Annotated in this window: 20 protein-coding genes; 3 read left to right on the forward strand and 17 right to left on the reverse strand. The window is 66.2% G+C overall.

Translation table 11 applies throughout. From position 1 onward, the window contains the following. The 10 genes from uppS to ACN0T5_RS06380 form a co-directional block, all read right to left on the reverse strand. Positions 1-428, reverse strand: a 428-nt coding sequence (uppS, locus tag ACN0T5_RS06335) for a polyprenyl diphosphate synthase (protein WP_417767782.1), incomplete at its 3' end; no start/stop codon positions are given. 41 nt (positions 429-469) lie between these two features. After that, on the reverse strand, positions 470-1,033 hold the full coding sequence (frr, locus tag ACN0T5_RS06340) for a ribosome recycling factor (RefSeq protein WP_417767783.1): 564 nt from the start codon (positions 1,031-1,033) through the stop codon (positions 470-472). A 195-nt stretch (positions 1,034-1,228) separates the two neighbouring features. After that, the gene (gene pyrH, locus ACN0T5_RS06345; protein ID WP_417767784.1) at positions 1,229-1,948 is read right to left on the reverse strand and encodes a UMP kinase; all 720 of its coding nucleotides are present in this window, start codon (positions 1,946-1,948) and stop codon (positions 1,229-1,231) included. Between the two features lie 130 nt (positions 1,949-2,078). Continuing rightward, a complete protein-coding gene (gene tsf, locus ACN0T5_RS06350) occupies positions 2,079-3,002 on the reverse strand; it encodes a translation elongation factor Ts (RefSeq protein ID WP_417767785.1) in 924 nt (307 codons plus the stop codon). A 126-nt stretch (positions 3,003-3,128) separates the two neighbouring features. Then, the gene (gene rpsB / locus ACN0T5_RS06355) at positions 3,129-3,974 is read right to left on the reverse strand and encodes a 30S ribosomal protein S2 (protein ID WP_417767786.1); all 846 of its coding nucleotides are present in this window, start codon (positions 3,972-3,974) and stop codon (positions 3,129-3,131) included. Between the two features lie 290 nt (positions 3,975-4,264). Further along, a complete protein-coding gene (gene dnaE, locus ACN0T5_RS06360) occupies positions 4,265-7,705 on the reverse strand; it encodes a DNA polymerase III subunit alpha (RefSeq protein WP_417767787.1) in 3,441 nt (1,146 codons plus the stop codon). 884 nt (positions 7,706-8,589) lie between these two features. Then, on the reverse strand, positions 8,590-9,306 hold the full coding sequence (locus tag ACN0T5_RS06365) for an ABC transporter ATP-binding protein (protein WP_417767788.1): 717 nt from the start codon (positions 9,304-9,306) through the stop codon (positions 8,590-8,592). Then, positions 9,303-10,601 (reverse strand): lipoprotein-releasing ABC transporter permease subunit, encoded by a 1,299-nt coding sequence (locus tag ACN0T5_RS06370; protein WP_417767789.1) that lies wholly within the window; start codon positions 10,599-10,601, stop codon positions 9,303-9,305. The genes ACN0T5_RS06365 and ACN0T5_RS06370 overlap by 4 nt, the downstream gene beginning before the upstream one ends. Before the next feature lie 182 nt (positions 10,602-10,783). Further along, positions 10,784-12,112, reverse strand: coding sequence for a proline--tRNA ligase (gene proS, locus ACN0T5_RS06375; protein ID WP_417767790.1), 1,329 nt, complete (start codon positions 12,110-12,112; stop codon positions 10,784-10,786). A gap of 681 nt (positions 12,113-12,793) precedes the next feature. Beyond that, positions 12,794-13,441, reverse strand: coding sequence for a hypothetical protein (locus ACN0T5_RS06380; RefSeq protein ID WP_417767791.1), 648 nt, complete (start codon positions 13,439-13,441; stop codon positions 12,794-12,796). 136 nt (positions 13,442-13,577) lie between these two features. Here ACN0T5_RS06380 and trmFO point away from each other — a divergent pair, with 136 nt between their 5' ends. Next, on the forward strand, positions 13,578-14,990 hold the full coding sequence (gene trmFO / locus ACN0T5_RS06385) for a methylenetetrahydrofolate--tRNA-(uracil(54)-C(5))-methyltransferase (FADH(2)-oxidizing) TrmFO (protein WP_417767792.1): 1,413 nt from the start codon (positions 13,578-13,580) through the stop codon (positions 14,988-14,990). A gap of 20 nt (positions 14,991-15,010) precedes the next feature. Here the strand turns inward: trmFO and ACN0T5_RS06390 are convergent, their stop codons facing one another. The 6 genes from ACN0T5_RS06390 to yajC form a co-directional block, all read right to left on the reverse strand. Further along, a complete protein-coding gene (locus ACN0T5_RS06390; protein ID WP_417767793.1) occupies positions 15,011-16,882 on the reverse strand; it encodes a mechanosensitive ion channel family protein in 1,872 nt (623 codons plus the stop codon). 165 nt (positions 16,883-17,047) lie between these two features. Then, on the reverse strand, positions 17,048-17,920 hold the full coding sequence (locus ACN0T5_RS06395) for a phytoene/squalene synthase family protein (protein WP_417767794.1): 873 nt from the start codon (positions 17,918-17,920) through the stop codon (positions 17,048-17,050). Positions 17,921-17,983: 63 nt separating this feature from the next. Next, positions 17,984-18,379, reverse strand: coding sequence for an Mth938-like domain-containing protein (locus ACN0T5_RS06400; RefSeq protein WP_417767795.1), 396 nt, complete (start codon positions 18,377-18,379; stop codon positions 17,984-17,986). 13 nt (positions 18,380-18,392) lie between these two features. Next, on the reverse strand, positions 18,393-19,361 hold the full coding sequence (gene secF / locus ACN0T5_RS06405; RefSeq protein WP_417767796.1) for a protein translocase subunit SecF: 969 nt from the start codon (positions 19,359-19,361) through the stop codon (positions 18,393-18,395). An 18-nt stretch (positions 19,362-19,379) separates the two neighbouring features. Beyond that, complete coding sequence (gene secD, locus ACN0T5_RS06410) at positions 19,380-20,990, reverse strand: protein translocase subunit SecD (RefSeq protein ID WP_417767797.1); 1,611 nt, start codon at positions 20,988-20,990, stop codon at positions 19,380-19,382. 75 nt (positions 20,991-21,065) lie between these two features. After that, the gene (yajC, locus tag ACN0T5_RS06415; RefSeq protein WP_306028890.1) at positions 21,066-21,398 is read right to left on the reverse strand and encodes a preprotein translocase subunit YajC; all 333 of its coding nucleotides are present in this window, start codon (positions 21,396-21,398) and stop codon (positions 21,066-21,068) included. A gap of 278 nt (positions 21,399-21,676) precedes the next feature. Between yajC and ACN0T5_RS06420 the strand changes: the two genes are divergently transcribed. Together ACN0T5_RS06420 and ACN0T5_RS06425 are read left to right on the forward strand one after the other, a co-directional pair. Beyond that, positions 21,677-22,576, forward strand: coding sequence for an ATP-binding protein (locus ACN0T5_RS06420; RefSeq protein ID WP_417767798.1), 900 nt, complete (start codon positions 21,677-21,679; stop codon positions 22,574-22,576). 82 nt (positions 22,577-22,658) lie between these two features. After that, positions 22,659-23,708 (forward strand): alpha/beta hydrolase family protein, encoded by a 1,050-nt coding sequence (locus ACN0T5_RS06425; protein ID WP_417767799.1) that lies wholly within the window; start codon positions 22,659-22,661, stop codon positions 23,706-23,708. Positions 23,709-23,726: 18 nt separating this feature from the next. On the opposite strand, the gene ACN0T5_RS06430 is transcribed toward ACN0T5_RS06425, so the two are convergent. Then, entirely contained in the window at positions 23,727-24,287 is a 561-nt protein-coding gene (locus ACN0T5_RS06430) for a DUF2155 domain-containing protein (RefSeq protein WP_417767855.1), read from the reverse strand. Positions 24,288-24,306 lie beyond the last annotated feature (19 nt).

Here is a 24,306-nt window from a genome sequence, read left to right on the forward strand (position 1 = left end):
AGCGTCATGCCGGTGTTCTCGCGGGTGAGCGCCTCGCCTTCCTCGATCAGGCCGAGGATCGAGGGATCAAGTCCCTCGCGCTCGCCGATCATCGTCACGCGGACGTTCTGGCGGTGGATCTCGGCAAGGTCCCGGCGCACGAACCGCTCAAGCAGTCCCATCAGGAAGCCGACTTCGGCCGGCGGCCGGTTCCAGTTTTCCGAGGAGAAGGAGAACAGCGTCAGGATCTCGACGCCGCGCTTGGCGCTGTGCTTCACGATCCTGCGCAAGGCCGCGACGCCGGCCCGATGGCCCTCGGTGCGCGGCAACCCGCGCCCGATCGCCCACCGGCCGTTTCCGTCCATGATCACGGCCACGTGTCTGGGCACCCCGATACGCTCCCCCGCGTCAACCTGCGCGGAAACGCCAAGGTCTGCCGTGACCGTCATCCCGAACTCCTTGATCCGCCGACCGGACCGCGACTGTGCGATCAGATCTGGGAGATTTCCTGTTCTTTCTTCGCCAGCATGGCGTCGATTTCCGTGATCATCTCGTCGGTCATCTTCTGGACCCGGTCAGCCTGCACGCGGCTGTCGTCCTCGCTGATGTCGCCGTCCTTCTCGAGCTTCTTCAGCGTGTCCATGCCATCGCGGCGCACATGGCGCACGGCGACCTTCGACTGCTCGGCATATTTGTGCGCCAGCTTGATCAGGTCCTTGCGGCGTTCCTCGTTGAGTTCGGGAATCGGCAGCCGCAGGTTGGTGCCGTCGACGACCGGGTTGAGGCCGAGATTGGATTCGCGGATCGCGCGCTCCACGGCGGACACCATCGACTTGTCCCAGACCTGGACCGAAATCATCCGCGGCTCGGGAACGCTGACGGTCGCCACCTGGTTGAGCGGCATCTCCGAACCGTAGGCGGAGACGGAAACCGGGTCGAGCATGTTCGCCGACGCACGACCGGTGCGCAGTCCCGCCAGATCGGTCTTCAGAACGCCGAGAGCGCCGTTCATGCGCCGTTCCAGATCGCCAAAATCGATATCCTGGTCCGCCATCTTGTCCTCTTTTGTTGAAGCGTCCGTCCAGGAGGACCGGAACGATCGAAATCTTCGCGTCTTATTTCCATGACGCGGGCGGCAAAGGCAAGGCCCCCGGCCCTCTTTTGCGGGGACGGGGATGCCGGAAACCGCTGTCGGCGGCAGCTCCGCGCCGCAGGTCCGGCCGAAGTCCCGTGCCCGGCGGGTATCGCGTCAGTCGGCGATCACCGTGTAACGGCCGGCGCCATTCATCACATCGACAAGCGCGCCGGGCGTGCGAATCGAGAAGACGATCACCGGAATGGCATTGTCGCGCGCCAGCGCGATGGCGGTGGCGTCCATCACCTTCAGGTCGCGTCCGAGCACCTCGCCCGGCGTCAGCGTATCGTAACGCTCCGCGTCAGGCACCTTCTTGGGATCGTCCGAGTAGACGCCGTCGACACTGGTTCCCTTGAGGAAGGCATCGCAGCGCATTTCGGCGGCCCGCAGGGCGGCACCGCTGTCGGTGGTGAAGAACGGATTGCCCGTGCCGCCGGCGAAGACGATCACGTCGCCGTCCTCCATGTAACGCTCGGCGCTGCGCTGGGTGAAGGTCTCGCAGATCGAAGGCACCGGCACGGCCGAAAGCACGCGGGCCGGCACACCGAGCCGGCGCAGCGCGTCGGCCAGCGTCAGAGAGTTCATCACCGTGGCCAGCATGCCCATGTGGTCGCCGGTGACCCGGTTGCCGCCCTTCGCCGCGATCGCGACACCGCGGAAGATGTTGCCGCCGCCGACGACGACACCCACCTGGGCACCGAGGGACACGGCCTCGGCAATCTCCTTCGCGACCCGGTCCACCGTCTGCGGATCGATGCCGAAATCCTGCGATCCCATCAGCGCCTCACCCGACAGTTTCACGAGCACGCGCCGCCAGCGAAGTTTTCCCGTCATATTTTTCTCGCCGTTTCAGAGAAGCAGTTTGTCTTGGACACTCGCACGAACGCAAGCGGACAGGACACCCCGTCCGCTTGCGCTGCGCATAGAAGAAGGGCGCCGGAATGACCGGCGCCCCGTTATAGGCTTAGCTGCCGACGGCCGCCGCGACTTCCGCGGCGAAATCGGTCTCTTCTTTTTCGATGCCTTCGCCGAGCGCATAGCGCACGAAGCCCGTGAGCTTCACCGGCTTGCCGAGGGTCTTGGCGAACGCCTCGACGGCCTGCTCGACCGTGTTGTCCGGGTCGATGACGAAGGCCTGCTTGGTCAGCGTCACTTCCTCGTAGAACTTGCGCAGACGGCCTTCGACCATCTTCTCGATGATGTTTTCCGGCTTGCCCGACTCGCGTGCCTGCTCGGAGAAGATCTGGCGCTCACGCTCGACGACGTCCGGATCGAGATCCTCGACACCGAGGGACAGCGGGTTGGTCGCGGCGACATGCATCGCGATCTTGCGGCCGAACGCGGCCACTTCGCCGGCATCGCCTTCCGACTCGAGCGCCACGAGCACACCGATCTTGCCCATGTTGTCGGCAATCGCGCTGTGCACATAGGTGGCAACCGCACCGCTGGAAACGGAGAGAGCTGCCGAACGGCGCAGCGACATGTTCTCGCCGATGGTCGCGATCGCGTCCTTGATCGTGTCGGACACGGTCTTGGAGGAGCCCGGGAACGTCGAGGAGGCAAGCGCCTCGACATCGCCGTCGACGGCAAGAGCGGCCTTGGAGGTGCCGGCGATCAGCGCCTGGAAGGCCTCGTTGCGGGCGACGAAATCGGTTTCGGAGTTCAGCTCCACGACGGCGGCCTTGGTGCCCTCGGATGCAACGCCGACCAGACCTTCGGCCGCGACGCGGTCGGCCTTCTTGGCCGCCTTCGCCAGACCCTTGGTCCGCAGCCAGTCGATCGCCGCTTCCATGTCGCCGTTGTTCTCGGTGAGGGCTGTCTTGCAGTCCATCATGCCCACGCCGGTCTTCTCGCGGAGCTCTTTCACCATAGCTGCGGTAATGCTCATAGATCGCCTCGTTGACGGGTGTTTACCCCGGCACGTTTAGCCGAGGCCTTGCTTAAGATTGATGACAGGAGCCGCCGTGACGGCGGCAGCCGGCGAAACAGGGTCCGCCGGCCATCGCTTACACCGTCAGCCGGCCTGGGCCGGAGCTTCCTCGGCGACCGTTTCCGCCGCCGGCTGCTCGCCAGCGTCCGCGGTCTCGGCCACAGCCTCGACTTCGGCCTCTGCTTCGAGAGCCGGCTCCACCGGAGCCTCCTCGGCAGCGCCGACATCGACGCCCATGCCGCCCTGGGCACGCGAGATGCCGTCAATGGCGGCGCGTGCGATCAGGTCGCAATAGAGCGAGATCGCGCGGCCGGCGTCGTCATTGCCCGGGACCGGGAAGTCGATGCCGACGGGATCGCAATTGCTGTCGACGATCGCCGCGACCGGAATGCCAAGGCGCTTGGCTTCCTGGATCGCGATCGCCTCGCGATTCGTGTCGATCACGAAGATCAGGTCGGGCAGGCCGCCCATGTCCTTGATGCCGCCCAGGTTCCGCTCGAGCTTCTCGCGCTCGCGGTCCATGAACAGACGCTCCTTCTTGGTGAGGCCGCTCGGGTTGCTGAGCGTCTCCTCAAGCTTGCGCAGGCGCTGGATCGACTGGGAGATGGTCTTCCAGTTGGTCAGCATGCCGCCGAGCCAGCGGGCGTTGACATGGTACTGGGCCGAGCGGCGGGCGCTGTCGGCAACAGATTCCTGCGCCTGACGCTTGGTGCCGACGAGCAGCACGCGGCCACCGGCGGCAACCGTGTCGGACACGGTCTTCAGCGCCTGGTGCAGAAGCGGAACGGTCTGCGCCAGATCCAGAATGTGGATGTTGTTGCGCACGCCGAAAATGTAGGGACCCATCTTCGGGTTCCAGCGGTGCTTCTGGTGACCGAAGTGAACACCGGCCTCCAGCAATTGACGCATAGTGAAATCGGGCAGGGCCATGGCCGTGCAACTCCTTGATTTTCCGGTTGTACCTCCGCAGGGTGTGACAGCGCTCATGCGCCGACACCGGATGGACCCCGTCCGTGACGAAAACCGACCCTGCGTGTGGAATGCGCGCGTTATAAAGGGCGTTGCCCGCCAAGACAAGCCCCGCCGTCCCGCCTTTTGCCGCGCCCGCCGCAGAAAGATGCCGATGGCGAAGGGGCACGGGCCTGCGCGGGGCGAACGGCGAGGCGCGGCGGTGTCTGGAACCCGCCCGGCGGGAGGGCTCGCGGCCGCCCCTTCCCGCCTCAGGCCAGCTGCACCTCGATGACGCCGGGAATCGTCTTCATGGCGCCCGCCATTTGCGGCGTCAGCCGGTAACGGCCGGGAAGCTTCACCTCCACCTCCCGCTCGCCGCTCCCGCACAGCACGACGACGCTGACCTCGCCATCGCCGCGGTCTCCCAGGTGGCGGGCAAGACGTCGCGCCGCCTGCTCGTCCCGCAGGAACACCGTCAGGCTCTTCTGCACCCGGGAGGCTTCCTCCTCCAGCGGGCGGACGGACTGGATCCGGAGGCTCGGTTCGTCATCGCGCATGTCGGCGCCAACGAGAAGGACCACGGATTTGCCCGGTTCGACCGCGTCGCGATACTGCTGCAGGCTCTCGGAGAACAGCAGCGCCTCGTACTGGCCGGTCGGGTCCGACAGCCGGACGATGCCCATCCGGTTGCCCGAGCGCGTCTTGCGCTCCTGCCGCCCCAGCACCGTTCCCGCGAGCCGTCCGGCGGTTGCCCCCTGTTTCACGGCCTGCGCGAAATCGCTCCACATCTGCACCCGCATCCGCTCCAGCAGCGGGCGGTAGCTGTCGAGGGGATGGGCGGAGAGATAGAAGCCGATCGCCGCCTGCTCGCGCTGCAGCTGGTCGTCCGGCAGCCAGGGCGCGGTATCCGGCAGGTGGACCGTCTCGCCCTCCTCGCCGCCGCCGAACATGTCGTTCTGGCCGCTCTGCTTTTCCTCGTCCGTCCGCTGCGCGACGCCGACGATCCGGTCGATGCCGGCAACCAGCCGCGCCCGGTTGGCCTCCAGCGCGTCAAAGGCGCCCGCGTTGATGAGGCTTTCCAGCGTCCGCTTGTTGAGTTGCCGGGCGCTGATGCGGCCGGCGAAATCGCCGATCGACGAGAACGGCCGGTCCTTGCGCATGGCGATGACATGCTCGACCGCGCCCTCGCCGACGCCCTTGATGGCGCCCATGGCATAGCGGATCTTCTCGCCCTCGACGCTGAACTGGACGCCCGAGCGGTTGACGGACGGGGGCAGCACCTCGATCCGCATCCGCCGCGCCTCGACGCAGAAGTCGCTGAGCTTGTCGGTGTTGCCCAGATCCAGCGTCATCGACGCGGCCATGAACTCGACCGGGTGGTTCGCCTTCAGCCAGGCCGTCTGGTAGGAGACCAGCGCATAGGCGGCGGCATGGGACTTGTTGAAACCGTAATTGGCGAATTTCGCCACCAGGTCGAAGATCGTGCCGGCCTGCCCCTTGTCGACGCCGCGCTCGACCGCGCCGTTGACGAAACGGGCCCGCTGGACCTCCATTTCCGCCGCGATCTTCTTGCCCATGGCGCGGCGCAGCAGGTCGGCTTCGCCGAGCGAGTAGCCCGACAGAACCTGGGCGATCTGCATCACCTGCTCCTGGTAGACGATGATGCCGTTCGTCTCCTTCAGGATCGGTTCCAGCAAGGGATGCAGGTAGTCCGGCTCCTGCTCGCCGTGCTTGACGGCGTTGTAGACGGGAATGTTGTCCATCGGGCCGGGACGGTACAGCGCCACCAGCGCGATGATGTCCTCGAACCGGTCCGGCTTCATGCCGGCGATGGCGCGGCGCATGCCCTGGCTTTCCAGCTGGAACACGCCGACCGTCTCGCCGGCGGCAAGCAGGCGGTAGGTCGCCGGATCGTCCATCGGCAGCGAGGCCATGTCGACGGCGATGCCCTTGTCGGCGATCAGCTTCACCGCGACATCGATCACCGTCAGCGTCTTCAGGCCGAGGAAGTCGAACTTCACCAGCCCCGCCTGCTCCACCCATTTCATGTTGAACTGGGCGACCGGCATGTCGGAGCGCGGATCGCGGTAGAGCGGAACCAGCTGCTCCAGCGGCCTGTCGCCGATGACGACGCCGGCGGCATGGGTCGAGGCGTGCCGGTAAAGCCCCTCGAGCTTTTGCGCCATTGCCAGAAGGCGGGCGACGTTCTCCTCCTCGCGCTGCGCCTCCTGCAGGCGCGGCTCGTCGCGGATCGCCTGCTCCAGCGTCACCTGCTGGCCGGGCGCGGCCGGCACCATCTTCGACAGCCGGTCGACCTGGCCGTAGGGCATCTGCAGCACGCGGCCCACATCGCGCAGCACGGCGCGGGCCTGCAGGGTTCCGAAGGTGATGATCTGGGCGACCTGCTCGCGTCCGTACTTGCCCTGGACGTAGCGGATCACCTCCTCGCGGCGGTTCTGGCAGAAGTCGATGTCGAAATCCGGCATCGACACGCGCTCGGGATTGAGAAACCGCTCGAACAGAAGCGCATAACGCATTGGATCAAGGTCGGTAATGGTCAACGACCAGGCAACCAGCGAGCCCGCACCCGAGCCACGCCCCGGCCCCACCGGAATGTCCTGCGCCTTGGCCCATTTGATGAAGTCGGCAACGATCAGGAAGTAGCCGGGAAAGCGCATTCCCTCGATGACGCCAAGCTCGTAGTCGAGCCGGCTCCAGTAGTCCTCCTCCGCAACGCCCGGCGCCAGCCCGTGCGCCGCAAGACGCGCCGCCAGGCCCTCGCGCGACTGGCGTCGCAATTCCTCGACCTCGGCCGTGAAAGCGGCATCCGGATCCGCCGACGCGCCGGCGAATTGCGGCAGGATCGGCGCCCGCTTCAACGGCCTTGCATGGCAGCGCAGGGCGATCTCGACCGTGTTGGCGGTTGCCTCGGGCAGATCGGAGAACAGCTCCAGCATCTCGGCCCGGGTCTTGAAGCAATGGTCCGGGGTGAGCCGGCGGCGGTCGTCCTCGGCGATCACCCGCCCTTCGGCGATCGCGATCAGCGCGTCATGCGCCTCGTAATCGTCGCGGCTGGCGAAGAACGGTTCGTTGGTGGCGACCAGCGGCAGGCCGAGATCGTAGGCAAGCGCCAGCGTCGCGGGCTCGCTCGCGATCTCCTCCGGCATGCCGTGGCGCTGTATTTCCACATAGAGCCGGTCGCCGAACACGGCGGCCAACGCCTCCAGACGCGACCGCGCGCGGGCCTCCTCGCCTGCGCAGATCGCCTGGCCGACCGGCCCGCCGACACCGCCGGTCAACAGGATCACGCCGGCCGACTTTTCCAGGATGCGCGACAGCGGCACATGGGCGCGCATCGAGGGGTCGGTGTCGAGATAGGCGCGGCTGACCACGTCCATCAGGTTGGCATAGCCCTCGGCGTCGGCGGCAAGCAGCACGACATCGCTGAGATGCTCGGTCGCGCGCCCGCGCTTGATCCCGCCATCGCCGAAATCGACCGCGATCTGCACGCCCGGAATGGGCTGGATGCCCGCCCCCCAGGCCTTCTCGGAGAATTCCAGCGCGCCGAACAGGTTGGAGGTGTCCGTGATCGCGATCGCCGGCTGCTCGTCGGCCTTGACCAGATCGATCAGCCTGGCGATCGGCAGGGCGCCTTCAAGCAGGGAATAGCCGGAGTGAACCCTGAGATGAATGAAACCCGGACCGTTCATGTACCTGCACCACCGCGTGGCTCGGCCCGCCCGCCCCCGACGTTGCAGGCGCCCGCACAGCCGCATGGCCGGAGCACCCGCATGCCGGCAAGGCGATGCGCGCGTGATGGCATCCGGATGTCAGGTGGCCGGTTGTCAGGTGGCCAGATGCCAGGCGGCCGGATGCCAGGCGGTCAGTGTCGGGTCTCGCCCGGCCGATGTCGAGGCCGGGCCGCGAAACATCCCCAGTTGCCGCAGGGCCGTCCCCAGGCAAGGACGGCCGTACGCGCGCGGACCGGCCGCGCTCAGGCCAGGAAGAGCTCCGCCAAGGCATCGCTCCACAGCAGCATCGTCACCCCGAACAGCATCAGGGCGCCGAGCGCCATCAGGTCCTGGAACGTTTCCCGAATGTCGTTGAACATGGTGCCCTCCCGCGTTCCAAACTCTCGATTTCCGTAGTATGTTCATGTTTTGTTCTTTTTGCAACCCTGCCTCAATGGCGCATGCGTCCATGGTTATCGGAAGGTTAAACCGGCGGATTCCGGCCGGCGGATGGTTCGGCGGACGGGCGGGCAGGTTCCGGCGGCCAGACGGACCGCCAGCCGGTGCGCGTGGGGATCCGGTCACGGAGCCAAACGCGGGCACGGACCTGCAACGGGCGCGCGCACGCCGTGGCCGCATCCCGTGGGCCGGCGAGGTGATGATCGTTCATGTGAGGGAAGGAAATGCGGAAGCCGGGCCCAGTCCGTTCAGGCTCCGCTAGTCGGGGCCCGCTTCCCGGGCCCTGTTCCAGGCGCCATGCACGCACCGGCAGGCACGGTCGGCCCGGCTGTCATCCGGGAGATGTCGCACCGGCATCGCAGGCAGGAAGATCGGGGCCGCCCGAAAGCCGGAACAGCCCGCCGTCAGAGCTCGACGATCTGCTGATCCTTGAGCGTGATCCGCCGGTCCATCTTGCCGGCGAGCTCCATGTTGTGGGTGGCGATCAGGGCGGCCAGCCCCGAGGCCCGCACCAGCGCGACAAGCGCATCGAACACATAGGCGGAGGTGACCGGATCGAGATTGCCGGTCGGCTCGTCGGCCAGCAGCACGCGCGGTGCGTTGGCAACGGCCCGGGCGATGGCGACACGCTGCTGCTCGCCGCCGGACAGTTCGGCCGGCCGGTGATCCGCGCGCTGGCCGAGCCGCATATAGTCCAGCAACTGGCGCGCCCGCTCCTTCGCCTCGCGCTTGTCGAGCCCGCGAATGAGCTGCGGCATCATCAGGTTCTCGAGCGCCGTGAATTCCGGCAGCAGATGGTGGAACTGGTAGACGAAACCGACTTCGGTGCGGCGAATGCGGGTGCGGTCGGCATCGTCCATGGTGCCGCAGGCGCGCCCGCCGATATAGATCTCGCCGCTGTCCGGGCGCTCCAGCAAGCCGGCGATGTGAAGCAGCGTCGACTTGCCCGCGCCAGACGGCGCCACCAGCGCGACCAGTTCCCCCGGATGCAGGGCCAGATTGGCGTCGCGCAGGATGTCGAGCCTGCCCTCGCCTTCCCGGAAGCTCCGGTTGATTCCGGCAAGCACCAGCGGCAGTCCGCCCATGCCCTCGATGTCGTCCTGGTCCATCGTCATCGTCATTCGTACCTGAGCGCCTCGACGGGATCGAGCCGTGCCGCGCGCCAGGCCGGATAGAGGGTGGCCAGCAGGGACAGCACCATTGCCATGATCACGACCGTCATGGTCTCGCCCGTGTCCATGTCGGCGGGCAGCCGGCTGAGGAAATAGAGTTCGGGCGAGAACAGCTCGGTGCTGGTCAGCCAGGAAATGCCCTGGCGGATGCTCTCCACATTGAGACAGACGACAAGGCCGAGCACGAAACCGGCGAGCGTGCCGACAATGCCGATGCTTGCCCCGGTGATGACGAAAATGCGCATCACCGCGCCGCGCGTGGCGCCCATCGTGCGCAGGATGGCGATATCCCGCCCCTTGTCCTTCACCAGCATGGTCATGCCGGAAATGATGTTGAGCGCGGCCACCAGCACGATCAGCGTCAGGATCAGGAACATCACGTTGCGCTCCACCTCGAGCGCCGAGAAGAACGTCATGTTGCGCGAGCGCCAGTCGCTGACGAAGGCCGGACGACCGGCCCCCTCCTCCACGAGTTCGCGCATCCGCCCGACGCTGTCCGGATCCTCGGTAAAGACCTCGATGCCGGTGACGATGCCTTCCTGGTTGAAATAGAGTTGCGCCTCGGACAGCGGCATGAAGGCGATCGTGCCGTCATATTCCGACATGCCGATCTCGAAGATCGCCTTGATCGGGTAGCCCTTGACCCGCGGCGTCACGCCGAGCGCGGTAACATTGCCGCGCGGGCTGACCAGGGTGATGGTGTCGCCGACGGAAACCCCGAGCTGGCGGGCCATGCGCGTGCCGATGGCAAGCCCGGTGCTGCTGTCGAAGTCCTCGAACGTGCCGGAGGTGACGGTGTCGGACACAAGCGGCAACCGCCGGAGATCGGTCTCGCGCACACCGCGCACCAGCGCCCCGAAGGCGCCGGAGGGACCCGAGACCAGTGCCTGCCCCTCGACGAACGGCAGGGTGAAGGTGACGCCTTCGAGATTCTCGATTCGCGCCGCCACGGCATCGTAGTCGTCCAGCTCGCTGCCAATCGGCTGGATCAGGAGATGACCGTTGATGCCCAGGATCTTGGAAAGCAGTTCGCCGCGGAACCCGTTCATGACGGCCATCACGATGATCAGCGTCGCAACGCCGAGCATGATGCCGACAAACGAGAAGCCGGCGATGACCGAGATGAACGCCTCCCTGCGGCGAGACCTCAGGTATCGTCCGGCCAGCATCCACTCGAAGCCGGCAAACATCGGTGTCTCGCCCGATCTTGCCGGTTTGGCCGTCGCCTTTGCGGCTGCCTTCATTCCCGTTCCCCGTGCCACCTGCCTCGTATCGCCGGACCCGGGCCCTGCCGGCCCGGATGGAGCGAATTCAAACCCGCCACCGGAAACAGGTATTCGATGGTGCCTCCCGGCGTCCGGCATCTGCCCGGGCACAGTCGGAACGATACGGCGACCACCGGAACCGTACCGTCAGCCCTGAAGGGTCAGCCGACGAGTTCGTCGACCAGTCGATTGACCGCCTCTTGCGGCGAAATGGTGACCCGCTCGCCGCTGGCGCGATTCTTCAGCTCCACCACGCCATCCTTCAGGCCGCGCGGACCGACGATAAGCTGCCACGGCAGGCCGATGAGGTCCATGGTGGCGAACTTCGCACCTGCCCGCGTGTCGACGTCATCCACAAGCACCTCGATCCCGGCCGCCTCCAGCTGCCGCTCCAGATCGTCGCAAGCCGCGTCCGCTGCCTCGTCGCCCGGCTTGAGATTGACCAGCCCGACATGGAACGGCGCGACCGATGCCGGCCAGATGATCCCGTCATCGTCGTGATGCGCCTCGATGATGGCGCCCAGCAGGCGCGACACGCCGACCCCGTAGGAGCCCATGTGGACGGGCACGTCGACGCCGTCGGGACCGGTGACCTTCGCGCCCATCGGCTCGGAATACTTGGTGCCGAAATAGAAGATGTGGCCGACCTCGATGCCGCGCGCCGACATGCGATCATCCTCGGCGACCGCGGCATAGGCGGCCTCGTCATGCATCTCGTCGGTCGCGGCGTAAGGAGCGGTCCACGCATCGATGACCGGCGTCAGGTCGGCATCGAAGTCCGTTTCCTGGCCCGGGATCGGCAGATCGAGGATTGCCTTGTCGCAGAACACCTCGCTCTCGCCGGTGGAAGCGAGAATGATGAATTCGTGGCTCATGTCGCCGCCGATCGGGCCGGTGTCGGCGCGCATCGGGATGGCCTGCAGCCCCATCCGGTCGAAGGTCCGCAGATAGGCGACGAACATGCGGTTGTACGAATGGCGCGCGCCTTCCTTGTCCAGGTCGAAGGAATAGGCGTCCTTCATCAGGAACTCGCGGCCGCGCATGATGCCGAATCGCGGGCGCACCTCGTCACGGAACTTCCACTGGATGTGGTACATGTTCAGCGGCAGGTCGCGATAGCTCCTGACCGAGGCACGGAAGATGTCGGTGATCATCTCCTCGTTGGTCGGGCCGAACAGCATGTCGCGCTCGTGGCGGTCCTGAATACGCAGCATCTCCTTGCCGTAGGCGTCATAGCGGCCGCTTTCGCGCCACAGGTCGGCCGGCTGGATGGTCGGCATCAGCAGTTCGTGTGCGCCCGCCCGGTTCTGCTCCTCGCGCACGATCTGCTCGATCTTGCGCAGCACCCGCAGCCCCATCGGCAGCCAGGCATAGATACCGGCGGCCTCCTGCCGGATCAGGCCGGCCCGCAGCATCAGGCGATGCGAGACGATCTCCGCCTCCTTGGGTGTTTCCTTCAGGATCGGAAGAAAATAACGGGAAAGACGCATCGACTGGATCTCGGGCTCTTGTATGCGAGGGAACGGCACCGGAAGCGGCGCCCGAAGTTTCGGCAGTGAAACCGCATGCGCCGCCAAAACACAAGCCCCGCCGTGCCGATAGGCCCGCCGGCGAGACGAAAACAGCCCCTGCTTCCGGCCACCCGGGACTTCAAGACCTGCCCAGCAAAAAAAATGGGCTTCTTCTGCACAAAATGGTGACAGGCGGATAACGATGCGCTATTGTCCCTCCTCATAACAAGGCAAGAAGTCGCAAGGCTTACTCAGCCAAATAAACAGACATCGCGGTCTGAGTCTTGGGAGGAAGAGCCTTCTGGCGCGTCTTTATAGATCGCTGCCCGCCGAACAGATTTATATTTGCCTTTGGCGCATGAAGGTGCGATACGCGAAACCTAAAAAGCAAGGCCTTGTGCCTTGCTTTTTCTTTTCAGGCTCGCGTTTTATTTGACCCGTTGCTTGGGATAGCCCGCCGGCACCACATCTTCGGTTATGAAAAACCGAAAGTGCGTGACGCAAACTACTTTCCACGCAGGGTTCGTCGCCGCCGGTTGTCTCCCGGTTTGTCATTGCCCGTTGGGCGCGTTTCCGACGCGGTCATGGACCCACGCCGGGGCCAGTATCCGGGCCAAGACTTGAGGTCCAGACTTGGGGCCAGTATCCAGGGCCCTGACCCTAGCCGCGCTCCGCGAACCAGCGCTCCAGCGACATGACGGTCGGCAGCTTGCCGTTGGCGTCCGGCCATGAATCGACCGCGTAGGATGTCCCGCTCGCCGTATCCCGGATGACAGCGGTGGCATGGGGATACCGCCCGTCGAGAAAGAAGCCACGCGCCACCGGTCCGGACACGCTGTGATGCCGGAGATAGCCTTTCCCCGCCACGACCAGCAGGACGCTCGTGGTGTTGGTCGCCTCGTCGATACAGTCCATCTGACCGGGCACGCCGGCATTGTGCAGATCGTAGCCGCCGACATCCCTGTCCGAGCCGACGATCGGACCGATGGTGCGTTCCGACCAGGCGACGGCCTCCGCGATCGCGCGCCGCTCGGCCTCCGGCGAGGCACGGCCCCTGGCAAGGATCGACTTCAGCCGCGCAAGCTGGCGCCCCGACAGGTCGACGGGCGTCTTCCGGGCACATCCGAACGCGTGGCAGACATAGATCCGCTGCTGCTTCGGCGCGACGCCGTCATGTGCGCCGTACCAGGCCCGCGCGGATCCCGCCGACTGCCCGGCGCAGCCCGCGACCAGTGCCGCGCAGGCAAGCGCCCCGGCGAGCCCCGCCGCGCGCCTGACAACGGCCCCGGCGGCCCCGTATCGAATCATGGCTGTTCCCCCAGCGTGTCCTGCCTTCTTATCGCCCCTCCGATTGCCTGATGGAAGGGGACGCGCTAAGTCACCGGCAAAGTGACCGAGGTGCCGGCCGATCCGCCGGACGTCAACAATGCGAAGGACATCGTTCATGCAGCCAGTTCATGTTGTCGGCGGCGGTCTGGCCGGATCCGAGGCGGCCTGGCAACTCGCCCGGCGCGGCGTTCCCGTGATCCTTCACGAGATGCGCCCGACCCGCGCGACCGATGCGCACAAGACCCAGGACCTGGCCGAGCTGGTGTGCTCCAACTCGTTCCGCTCGGACGATGCGGACTACAACGCCGTCGGCCTGCTGCACGCGGAGCTGCGCGCGGCCGGATCGCTGATCATGGCCAGCGCCGATGCCCACCAGGTGCCGGCCGGCGGCGCGCTTGCCGTCGACCGCGAGGGATTCGCCGCGGCGGTGACCCGGGCGCTGGAATCTCACCCCCTCATCACCGTCGAGCGCGGCGAACTGACCGCCCTGCCGCCGGAGGACTGGGACAGCGTCATCGTCGCGACCGGTCCGCTGACCTCCCCCGCCCTGTCGGAAGCCATCCTGTCGGCAACCGGCGAGGACGCGCTTGCCTTCTTCGACGCCATCGCGCCGATCCTGCATTTCGACAGCGTCGACCTCGACACCTGCTGGTTCCAGTCGCGCTACGACAAGGTCGGACCGGGAGGCACCGGCAAGGACTATATCAACTGCCCGATGGACAAGGCCCAGTACGACGCCTTCATCGACGCGCTGATCGCCGCGCCCAAGGCCGAGTTCAAGGAATGGGAGGAGAACACCCCCTATTTCGACGGCTGCCTGCCGATCGAGGTGATGGCCGAGCGCGGCCGCGAGACCCTGCGCCACGGACCGATGAAGCCGATGGGCCTGACCAACGCGCACAAGCCGACGGAAAAGCCCTATGCGGTCGTGCAGCTGCGCCAGGACAACGCGCTCGGCACGCTCTACAACATGGTCGGTTTCCAGACCAAGCTGAAGCATGGCGGCCAGCTCGAAGTGTTCCGCATGATCCCCGGGCTTGAGGAGGCTGTCTTCGCCCGCCTCGGCGGTCTGCACCGCAACACGTTCCTGAATTCGCCGAAACTGCTCGACGGGACGCTGCGCCTGAAGGCGCGTCCGGCGCTGCGTTTCGCCGGCCAGATCACCGGCTGCGAGGGCTATGTGGAATCGGCAAGCGTCGGCTGCATGGCCGGCCTCTTCGCTGCCGCAGAGCGTCTCGGCCTGCCCTGCCCGCCGCCACCGGCGACGACCGCCATGGGCGCGCTGCTCGGCCACATCACCGGCGGTCACATCCTGCGCGACGAGCCGGGCCCGCGCTCGTTCCAGCCGATGAACGTGAACTTCGGACTGTTCCCGCCGGTCGAGGCGCCGAAGGTCGACGACGAGGGCAAGCGGCTGAAAGGCAAGGACAAGACCAAGGCCAAGAAGCTGGCGATGACGCGCCGTGCACGGGCCGACTTCGCCGGCTGGATCTCCGCCTCGGCGCCGCATCCCCTCGCGGCGGAATAACAGGCCCTGCCTGTCCCGCCTCAGGTGGCAGGCGCAGGCCGGGCGGCGGCAGGACCGCTGGTGGCAGCGGTTTCGCCATTGCCGTCGCCCTCCTCGGCTTCCGGAAGCCCGTCGTCCCGGCCGAGATAGGTGATGCTTGAGGGGAAGGCGAAATCCGATCCGTGCGCCCGCACGATCCGGCCGATCTCAAGCAGGATCTGTTCCTGCACGGCAAGAAATTCCGTGCGGTCGGCGGTCGCGATATAGGTGAAGAGCTCCAGGTCGAGCGAATAGTCCCCGTAGCCGACAAAGGACACGCGCAGCGCCACCTGGTCCGCCACCTTGGGGTGCGCGACAAGATACTCCCGCACGGCGGTGATGATCGCCAGCAGCGCGCCCGGATCGGTCTCGTAGCGCAGGCCGATCATGTGGCGAAGCAGGAAGCGGTCGCGCCGGCTGAAATTGACGATCTTGCGCTTGGCGAGATCCGAGTTGGACACCGTGATGATGGTGCGGTCGAGGGCGCGGATGCGCGTCGAGCGGATGCCGATCGCCTCCACGGTTCCCGACAGTCCGTCGAACTCGCAATACTCGCCAACACGCACCATGCGGTCGGCATAGAGGATCACGCCGCCGATCAGGTTTTCCAGCGTCGGCTGGGCGGCAAGCGCCACCGCCAGGCCGCCGACGCCGAGACCGGCGATCACGCCATAGACGGGAATGCCGATGCGGGTGGCTCCGTATCCCAGCAGGACAACCGCGAGCGCCAGCCCCGCAAGGCGGAAGGCCGAAAGGAGCAGGCTGGAATCGAGACTTCCGGTGGGAACCGCCGGATTCTTGGTGACCCAGCTCGCGAGGAAATCGACGGCCTGGTACGCAAGCCAGGCAATGCCGGCCCACATGATCGCCTCCGACACGGTTCCAACGACAATCATCGGCACGCCGGTGATGTTGACCTGATGATCGGCGAGATAGCGGAAGGCGAGGATCGTCGAGAACAGAAGGATCGGCTGCTGCATGCGCCTCAGCCGCCGCCGCACATCCGACAGGGGAACGGCCCGCCAGCGGTTCCAGCGCTGCAGGCCGATCGGCAGGCAGAAGGCCAGGACGGAGAGCAGGCCCAGCGAGATCCACTGCCAGACGGCCTGGTTTTTGAACTCCTTGCGCAACCAGTCCGGCCCGGCAAGAACCAGGTCGTACCAGCGCGGGGCGACAAGGTTGCCCGGTGTGTAGATGTAATAGGCGTAAAGGTCCTCGCCGGTATCCGAACGCGAGGGGAAGAGCTTGACGGCCTCGTAGTCATCGGGGATGCGGGAGACCGTCTCCTTGGAGACAAGATAACGGACTTCGCCCCTGTCCTTGCCCACCCGCGCGAAAACGATGCTCGTGCCGGGGATCGTCCAGCGGTCGGGCAGGTCGGCGGCTTCCCGGGCATGAATGAAGGCGCCCGCCTCCTGACCCGGCACCGAGTCGAGGTCGGGCATGTAGATCCGGTCCAGGATTTCCTGGAACTGCAGCACGATCTCGGTGCCCGCGCCATCGCGCGCTGTCTGCGGAATGTCGTCGAGATCGAAGACCTGCCGGGCCTTGGCAATCAGCAACCGCACCACGTCGAGGCGGCGTTCCTGGTCGGCGCTGAGGAAAACATTGCCGCTGTCCTGATATTCGTCGCGAACGCCCCGCCAGATCCGGTTCGCCTCGAACAGGAGAACCAGGAAGCTTTCCAGGGAGGCCCGCGGGCTGGACGTGTCGGGGGGAGCAATCGGGTATTCCCGGAAAAGCCGCTGCAAGTCGGGCACCCGGCTGCGGATGTCCTCTTCCACCTGCTTCGATCTGTCCGCCATGCCACCGCGCAGGACGCTTGGCTGGACGAGCCCGCCAACGGCGGACTGGGCCGCGGCCGGAACGGTCAAGGATCCGGAGAAGCCACTTAGCGCAGCAATCGCGAGGCACCCGGCAACGCCGAGGACGCGTCCGTATCGCCTGGCTGCCCGATAAGTTGAGAAAAACATGCCTGCCCCTTCCGGATCATCCGTTACGCTGTCCGGAAGCCATAGAGGGTAAACTTGAAACGCCCGTTAAGTTTGTGACGTCCTGCGGGCCGCCTTCCGCGATGACCGCCAGAGGATCCAGTTGCGCCGCAGGGCGGACAACTCCGCCCGGTCGCTCAGGGGATCGAAGCCCGGCCGCTCGATCCGCGCAAGCAGCGGCTCGACAAGGCACACCGGCAGGAAGGCCGGCACGATCTCGCGGGAGACGCAGTCGATTCCGGCGCGCGTCTGCGCAAGATGCCCGCGCGCGATGCCGGCAAGCGTCGCGACCGCCTCTTTCAGTTGAGGAGTGCACTTTGCCGCGAAGATGTCTTCCGGATCGACCCCGTGCGCATCGAGCAGGTCGGCAGGCAGGTAGAGCTGCCGCCGGCGGGCATGCCACGGCAGGGCCCGCAGCAGGCCGGTGATCGCATAGGCAACGCCGGCATGGCCGGCAACCGTCCCGGTTCCCGGATCCTTGCCGCCGGCCAGGATGATCGCCGCCAGCTGGATCAGCGCCGAAGAGGTCTCCCCGGCATAGCCCTCCAGATCCCCGAGACTGGGCATCGGATCGTCATAGAGATCGAAGACCCGGGCATCGATCAGGTCGTGAAACGCGGAAAGCGGCAGCCCGTAGGCCGCGATCACCGCCCGTATCCTGCCGGCGACCGGATGCTGGTCGACATCGGAGCCGGGCGGTGCGTCAAGCGCATCGCGCCACCACTGGAAGCGGATTTCGCCCGGCATAGGATCGGAGACGGTCTCCCGCGCCCGTGCAATCTCCATGTTGAACGCATAGAGCGCGGCAAGGGCCGAACGCGCGGGCTCTCCCGCATGGAGCAGGGAGAGGTAACGGTCGAAATCATGTTGTCGGACGAGCGCGAGGCAGTGATCGCCCCCCGCCGTGTCATCGGCTGTCATCGAACGACACCTAGCGCAGCGACGGGAAAAGTGGAGAGCAGTCGTGCACCGGTGCTTGCATCATCAAACCGCCAGCAGGACGGCGGCGACGGCCCGGTCCTCGGACAGGAGCACATTGTAGGTGCGCACGGCCGCACCGGTCGACATCGGATCGGCCATGATGGCGGCGGCGCGGGCGGCCTCGCGCAGCTCCCGCTGCAGGGGCACGAGATCCGTGCCGGTCCCGACCAGCAACACCTCGATATCGGCCGCTTCCTCGAACACTTTCTCAAGCGCGGCGACGTCCAGTTCCGACGCGGACGTCGCCTGGAACCCGTAGATGCCGCTCGGCACGCACAGGATCGAGCCGCGATGCGACATTCCGGCGAACCGGAAGCCGCCATCGCCATAGGCCTCGATCGGTGCGCGCCCGGGGAAATGAGCATCCCGGATGACAATGCCCTGTCCGCGTCCTGCCATCACGTGCGCCCGCTCAGGCGGAGGCGGCGGAGCCGGAAGAGCCCTCGTCCGCCTTGTCGGCATCCGCCCCGCCGTCACCGCCGGTGACGCTCGACGGGCGCAGCTTGAGGAGGATGAGGAACGGCGCGGCAAGGAAGATCGACGAATAGGTGCCGATGACCACGCCGAAAATCATCGCCAGCGTGAACGAGCGGATCACCTCGCCGCCAAACGCGTAGAGCGCGATCAGCGCCAGCAGCGTCGTCACCGAGGTCATCACGGTGCGCGACAGCATCTCGTTGATCGAGCGGTCGAGCAGTTCCGGCAGCGCCATCTTCTTGTAGCGCCGCAGGTTCTCGCGGATCCGGTCATACACGACGACCGTATCGTTCAGCGAATAGCCGATGATCGTCAGGATCGCGGCGATGCTCGACAGCGAGAACTCGAGCTGCAGGACGACGAACAGGCCGACGGTGACGACGATGTCATTGATCGTCGTCAGGATCGCCCCGACGGCGAAGTGCCATTCGAAACGGAACCAGATGTAGAACAGGATCACCACCAGCGAGGCGATGACGGCGATCATGCCGGCCTGGGCAAGTTCGCCGGAGACGCGCGGGCCGACCACCTCGACACGGCGGAACTCGACGCTCTCGCCGAACATCTCGCGCACCTGCGAGACCACCGCCTGCTGGGCAAGCTCGCCGCCTTCCGGCTGCTGCACGCGCACCAGCACCTCGTCGTCGCCGCCGAACTGCTGCACCTGCACGTCGCCCAGGTTGAGCGTGCCGAGTTGCGTGCGGATCGCGGAAATGTCCGCCGGCGATTCCATCGTCTTCATCTCGAAGACCGTGCCGCCCTTGAAGTCGATGCCGAAATTCAGCCCGACGGAAAAGAACAGCGCGATGGACGCGAGGAACATCACCGCCGACAGCGGGAAGGAAACGCTGCGCAGCCACATGAAGCGGATGCGCGTGTTGTCCGGGATCATTCTCAATAGCATGGTACGGGTCCCCGGAGGTCAGATCGGCAGGTGGCTGGGGCGCTTCCAGCGCACCCACAGGGCCACCAGAAGACGCGAAACGGTGAAGGCCGAGAACACCGTGGTGAAGATGCCGATCGCCAGCGTCACGGCAAAGCCCCGGATCGGACCGGAACCGAGCTGGAACAGGATCAGCGCGGCGATCAGCGTCGTGATGTTGGCATCAAGGATGGTGCCGAGCGCGCGCGAATAACCGGCATCGATGGCGCTGATGGCGGAGCGCCCTGCCCTCGCCTCCTCGCGGATGCGCTCGAAGATGAGCACGTTGGCATCGACCGCCATGCCGATGGTCAGCACGATGCCGGCAATGCCCGGCAGGGTCAGCGTCGCCTGCAGGAAGGTGAGCGCGCCGAAGATCAGGATGATGTTGGTGGCCAGCGCCAGATCGGCGATGATGCCGAAGCGCCCGTAGGCCATCACCATGAAGACAACGACCAGCCCCGCGCCGATGATCGAGGCGATGCGGCCGGCATCGACCGAATCCTGTCCCAGACCCGGGCCGATCGAGCGTTCCTCGACGACCGTCAGCTTGGCCGGCAGCGCGCCGGCGCGCAGCAGAACGGCAAGGTCATTGGCGCTTTCGACAGTGAAGCTGCCGGAAATCTGCCCGGAGCCGCCGGTGATCGGCTCGCGGATGACCGGCGCGGAAATCACTTCCTGGTCGAGGACGATGGCGAAGGGACGTCCGACATTGCGCTGGGTGACGACCGAGAAGGTGCGTGCGCCCGACGTGTTGAAGCGGAAGTTGACCACCGGCTCGTTGGACTGCTGGTCGAAGGCGACCTGCGCATCGATCAGGTCCTCGCCCGACAGGAGCGGTGCTTCCTCGAGCAGGTAGGGGAATGGCGGATCCTCGGCCGAATACATCACGACCGTCCCGACCGGCGGACGGGACTGCATCGCCTGTTCGGCCGACATGGACTGGTCGACCATGTGGAAAGTGAGCTGGGCGGTCTGGCCGACGAGTTCCTTGAGCCGCTGCGGATCGCCCTCGCCCGGAGCCTCGACAAGGATGCGGTCCTCGCCCTGGCGCTGGATGCTGGGCTCGGTGGTTCCGAATTCGTCGAGGCGCAGTCGAATCACCTCGATGGACTGCTGCACGATGGAGCTGATGCGCTGTGCCAGGCCTTGTTCGGTATAGGAGAAGCGCACGAGACCGTCGTCGGCCACGGTCATCTCGAACTCGTCGACAGCCTGGCCGCCGAACACGTTGGTGACGAGCGGGTTGGTGAGTCCGGACAGACGCGTGCGCGCCTCGTCGAGGCGCGTCAGGTCGCGGATGCGCACCTGCGTGCCGTTGCCCTGCACGCCAAGACCCGTATAGCCGATGCGCGGCTCCTCGCGCAGGGTCTGGCGAATGTCGCCTTCCAGCGTCTTCAGCCGCTTCTGGATGTAGTCGGTCCGGTCGACTTCATAAAGCAGATAGGCACCGCCCTGCAGGTCGAGCCCCAGCACGATCCGGCTCTTGGGAAGCCAGTCGGGCATGGCCCTCAGGGCCGCGGGAGACAGGAAGTTCGGGAGGGTCGTGATCGCCCCGACGAGAATGACGAGGACGATCAGGACGATCTTCCAGCGCGCGAAATAGAGCATGGCGTTGCCGTTTCTGCTGTGCCGTCGGCGCGACCCGTCAGGCCGCGCCGGGAAAAAATGGCATCAAGGCCGGTGTCAGCCGTTGTCCTTGACCGGTTCGGACTTGGACCGCACTTCCGTGATCATGCTGCGCACGGCGCGAACCTTGAGGCCTTCGGCCAGCTCGAGCTGGACTTCGCTTTCGTCGACGACCTTCGAGACCTTGCCGATGAGACCGCCGGCGGTCACCACCGTATCGCCACGGCGCAGGTTGGCGACCAGTTCCTGGTGCTGCTTCATCCGCTGGCGCTGCGGGCGGATGATGAGGAAGTACATGATCACGAAGATCAGCACGAACGGAAGGATCGACATCAAAAGGTCGGGGGTCGAACCCCCGGCACCCTGTGCGTAGGCGGGCGAAATCAGCATATGTGTCTCCCTGGCCGGCCCTGCCCCTGCGTCCGAGCGCAGGCACGGCAAGTCACCGGCAACTGAACCAAAAGTCGCGCGGACTATACAAGTCGCGCCCGGCTTTGCAAGGCGAACCCGTGGAAGCGCGGAAAGCTCCGCACGGCCGTTCCCGGTCTTGGGGCATGGCCGTCACCATGCTAGGACGTGGACTCATAATTGTGCCGGAAACGGCGTCCTCCCCGCGGCCGTCCCCCGGCCGCCACCAGACAACCAGAACAAAGACCCACGGCACAGATATGGATCCCCAGCAACACGACAAGTCCGAAATCGCCGCAATCGCATCGCGGCTGGACACATTGATCGGCCTCATCGCACGCGCGGTGCCGCCGGAGCACGCCGCGCCGGATTTTTCGGCAGCCGACGCCTTTGTCTGGCACGCGGGCGAAGCCACGCTCGAACCGGTCGAGCGTGTCAACAGGATCGACATCACGCTGCTTCAGGGCGTCGACCGGGCCCGCGACCAGCTGGTCGACAACACGATGCGCTTCGCCAGCGGCTTTGCCGCCAACAACGTGCTGCTGTGGGGTGCGCGCGGCATGGGCAAGTCCTCGCTGGTCAAGGCGACCCATGCCCATGTCAACGCGATGCTCGCACGGGACGGCAAGGATGCCCGCCTCAAGCTGATCGAGATCCACCGGGAAGACATCGAGAGCCTGCCGGCGCTGATGAAGCTGGTCAAGGCCGGCGGTCACCGCACCATCGTCTATTGCGACGATCTCAGCTTCGACAGCGGCGATGCCTCCTACAAGTCGCTGAAGGCCGCGCTCGACGGCGGCATCGAGGGGCGTCCCGAGACCGTGCTGTTCTACGCGACCTCCAACCGGCGCCACCTGCTGCCGCGCGACATGATCGAGAACGAGCGCTCCACCGCGATCAATCCCGGCGAGGCCGTCGAGGAAAAGGTGTCGCTGTCCGACCGTTTCGGCCTGTGGCTGGGCTTCCACAAATGCAGCCAGGACGAGTTCCTGGCGATGATCGAGGCCTATGTGGAGCATTACGGCCTCGACCATGACGCCGAAACGCTGCGAGCCGAGGCGCTGGAATGGGCAACGACGCGCGGCAGCCGTTCGGGCCGTGTCGCCTTCCAGTTCATCCAGGACCTCGCCGGCCGTCTGGGCCGAAGCCTGCAGGGCTGAACGCTCCTTTCAACCAGGAATTGATTTTTCGCTGCCGGATTCCCACCTCGCGGGTTCAGGACATGGCGGAGAATCCCAACTGATGCCCGGCAGGAAAACGGTTTCGGCGGCAATCGCGCTCCTTGCAATTGTCCTGGTCGCGGCTGTTCTGGCGAGCGGGCTATCCGATTTCGATGTTTCGGGTCGCGACAGCCGGCAGCTCGTCTTCGCCTCTCCGGCCGGGAACCTGTCAGGAACCCTGCTGCTTCCCGCCTCCGGCGAGACACGACCGCCGGTCGTCATCGTCGTGCACGGCGACGGCCCGCAGGACCGCTACTCGGCCGAAGGCTACCTGCCGCTCTTCAATGCGCTGCTGGATGCGGGGATCGGCGTTTTCAGCTGGGACAAGCCCGGTATCGGCGGAAGCGAAGGCGACTGGCGCGACCAGTCCATGGCCGGCCGCGCCGCCGAGGCCGAGGCCGCGCGGGACGCCGTAAGGCGGAACGCCGGCAACCGGGCCGGCCTCATCGGCTTCCTCGGTTTCTCCCAGGCCGGCTGGGTGCTGCCACGGATCGCCGCGCGAGCCGGGGACGAAACGTTCTTCGTTCTTGTCGGCGGCGCGGTGAACTGGCAGCGCCAGGGCGACCATCTGACGCGCAGCAGGATGCGACAGGACGGCACATCGGACGCGCGGATCGCGGCCGAGATCGCCCGGCAGAACGCGGCCGAGGCGGCCCTTGCGGATGTGGCGGAAGGCGCGGCCCGCGATGCCGCCGCCGCAGCCCTTTTCGGCGTGCCTCGCGAGCGCGCCAGGTTCATCCTGCGCAACCGGGATGCCGACGCCAGCGCCGACCTGCAGCGGGCCGGAGCGCCGTTCATGGCGATCTGGGGCAAGGACGACCTGAATGTCGATGCGCGAACCAATGCCCGCGACTATGAGCAGCTCCTGCGCCCCAACAATCCGGCCAACCGGGTCGTGCTGATCCCGGACGCGACCCACGGCCTGCTGCGGGCCCGGCTTTTCAACTACCAACTTCCGCAGGACATGCCCTGGTGGGCCCGTGCCGCCTTCGTCCTTCTCGGCCGGTACGCCTATGCCGAGGGTGCAATCGCGACGATCGTCGACTGGATCCGCGAGCTCCCGGCACGGTGATCCCGTGCCGGCCTTGCCTCAGCGCGGCGGCTTGATGCGCGGAACGACCTGTTCCGGCCCGAGCTTCGGCGCGGTTCCGGCCAGCGGATCCTCGCCGGCGGCGGCCTGCTCGGAAATCGGCGGGCCGCTGTAATTTGCCGGCGGGGCGACGCTCGAGGACTGCTTGCAGTCGGTCAGCCAGACGTCATAGACGGCATGCTCCACGGCATGCAGGCCGGGGCTCGCCGCGAACATCCACCCGGTGAAGATCCGCCGCACCTCGTTGTTCAGCGTGATCTCGTCGACCTCGACAAAGGCCGTCGTCTGCGGTGCCTCGGTCTGCGGCCGGGTGTTGCACTCGCGCGGGGTCACCTGCAGCGCGCCGAACTGCACCGTTTCTCCGACATAGACGTCGAACGCGATGATGCGGCCGGTGATCTTGTCGAGCCCGGAGAAGACCGCAACAGGATTGACGATCTTCTCGGCCAGGGCCGGCGAGGAAACACCGGCCGATGCCCCGAGCGCGATCAGGGTGGCGGCGAGCACGCCCGGCCCCCGCACGACACCGGCGCGCCCATTCCGCAATCCCGCAAAACGCATCATCCGCTACTTCCCCGTA

It is taken from the genome of Stappia sp., from assembly GCF_048261845.1.
In the GTDB taxonomy this organism is placed as follows: Bacteria; Pseudomonadota; Alphaproteobacteria; order Rhizobiales; family Stappiaceae; genus Stappia.

Bases quoted from the DNA above. Each gene is read 5' to 3' on its own strand.
- frr (WP_417767783.1), bottom strand. From the start codon at position 1,033: ATGGCGGACCAGGATATCGATTTTGGCGATCTGGAACGGCGCATGAAC.
- pyrH (WP_417767784.1), bottom strand. From the start codon at position 1,948: ATGACGGGAAAACTTCGCTGGCGGCGCGTGCTCGTGAAACTGTCGGGT.
- tsf (WP_417767785.1), bottom strand. From the start codon at position 3,002: ATGAGCATTACCGCAGCTATGGTGAAAGAGCTCCGCGAGAAGACCGGC.
- rpsB (WP_417767786.1), bottom strand. From the start codon at position 3,974: ATGGCCCTGCCCGATTTCACTATGCGTCAATTGCTGGAGGCCGGTGTT.
- dnaE (WP_417767787.1), bottom strand. From the start codon at position 7,705: ATGAACGGTCCGGGTTTCATTCATCTCAGGGTTCACTCCGGCTATTCC.
- ACN0T5_RS06365 (WP_417767788.1), bottom strand. From the start codon at position 9,306: ATGACGATGACGATGGACCAGGACGACATCGAGGGCATGGGCGGACTG.
- ACN0T5_RS06370 (WP_417767789.1), bottom strand. From the start codon at position 10,601: ATGAAGGCAGCCGCAAAGGCGACGGCCAAACCGGCAAGATCGGGCGAG.
- proS (WP_417767790.1), bottom strand. From the start codon at position 12,112: ATGCGTCTTTCCCGTTATTTTCTTCCGATCCTGAAGGAAACACCCAAG.
- ACN0T5_RS06380 (WP_417767791.1), bottom strand. From the start codon at position 13,441: ATGATTCGATACGGGGCCGCCGGGGCCGTTGTCAGGCGCGCGGCGGGG.
- trmFO (WP_417767792.1), top strand. From the start codon at position 13,578: ATGCAGCCAGTTCATGTTGTCGGCGGCGGTCTGGCCGGATCCGAGGCG.
- ACN0T5_RS06395 (WP_417767794.1), bottom strand. From the start codon at position 17,920: ATGACAGCCGATGACACGGCGGGGGGCGATCACTGCCTCGCGCTCGTC.
- ACN0T5_RS06400 (WP_417767795.1), bottom strand. From the start codon at position 18,379: ATGGCAGGACGCGGACAGGGCATTGTCATCCGGGATGCTCATTTCCCC.
- secF (WP_417767796.1), bottom strand. From the start codon at position 19,361: ATGCTATTGAGAATGATCCCGGACAACACGCGCATCCGCTTCATGTGG.
- secD (WP_417767797.1), bottom strand. From the start codon at position 20,990: ATGCTCTATTTCGCGCGCTGGAAGATCGTCCTGATCGTCCTCGTCATT.
- yajC (WP_306028890.1), bottom strand. From the start codon at position 21,398: ATGCTGATTTCGCCCGCCTACGCACAGGGTGCCGGGGGTTCGACCCCC.
- ACN0T5_RS06420 (WP_417767798.1), top strand. From the start codon at position 21,677: ATGGATCCCCAGCAACACGACAAGTCCGAAATCGCCGCAATCGCATCG.
- ACN0T5_RS06425 (WP_417767799.1), top strand. From the start codon at position 22,659: ATGCCCGGCAGGAAAACGGTTTCGGCGGCAATCGCGCTCCTTGCAATT.
- ACN0T5_RS06430 (WP_417767855.1), bottom strand. From the start codon at position 24,287: ATGCGTTTTGCGGGATTGCGGAATGGGCGCGCCGGTGTCGTGCGGGGG.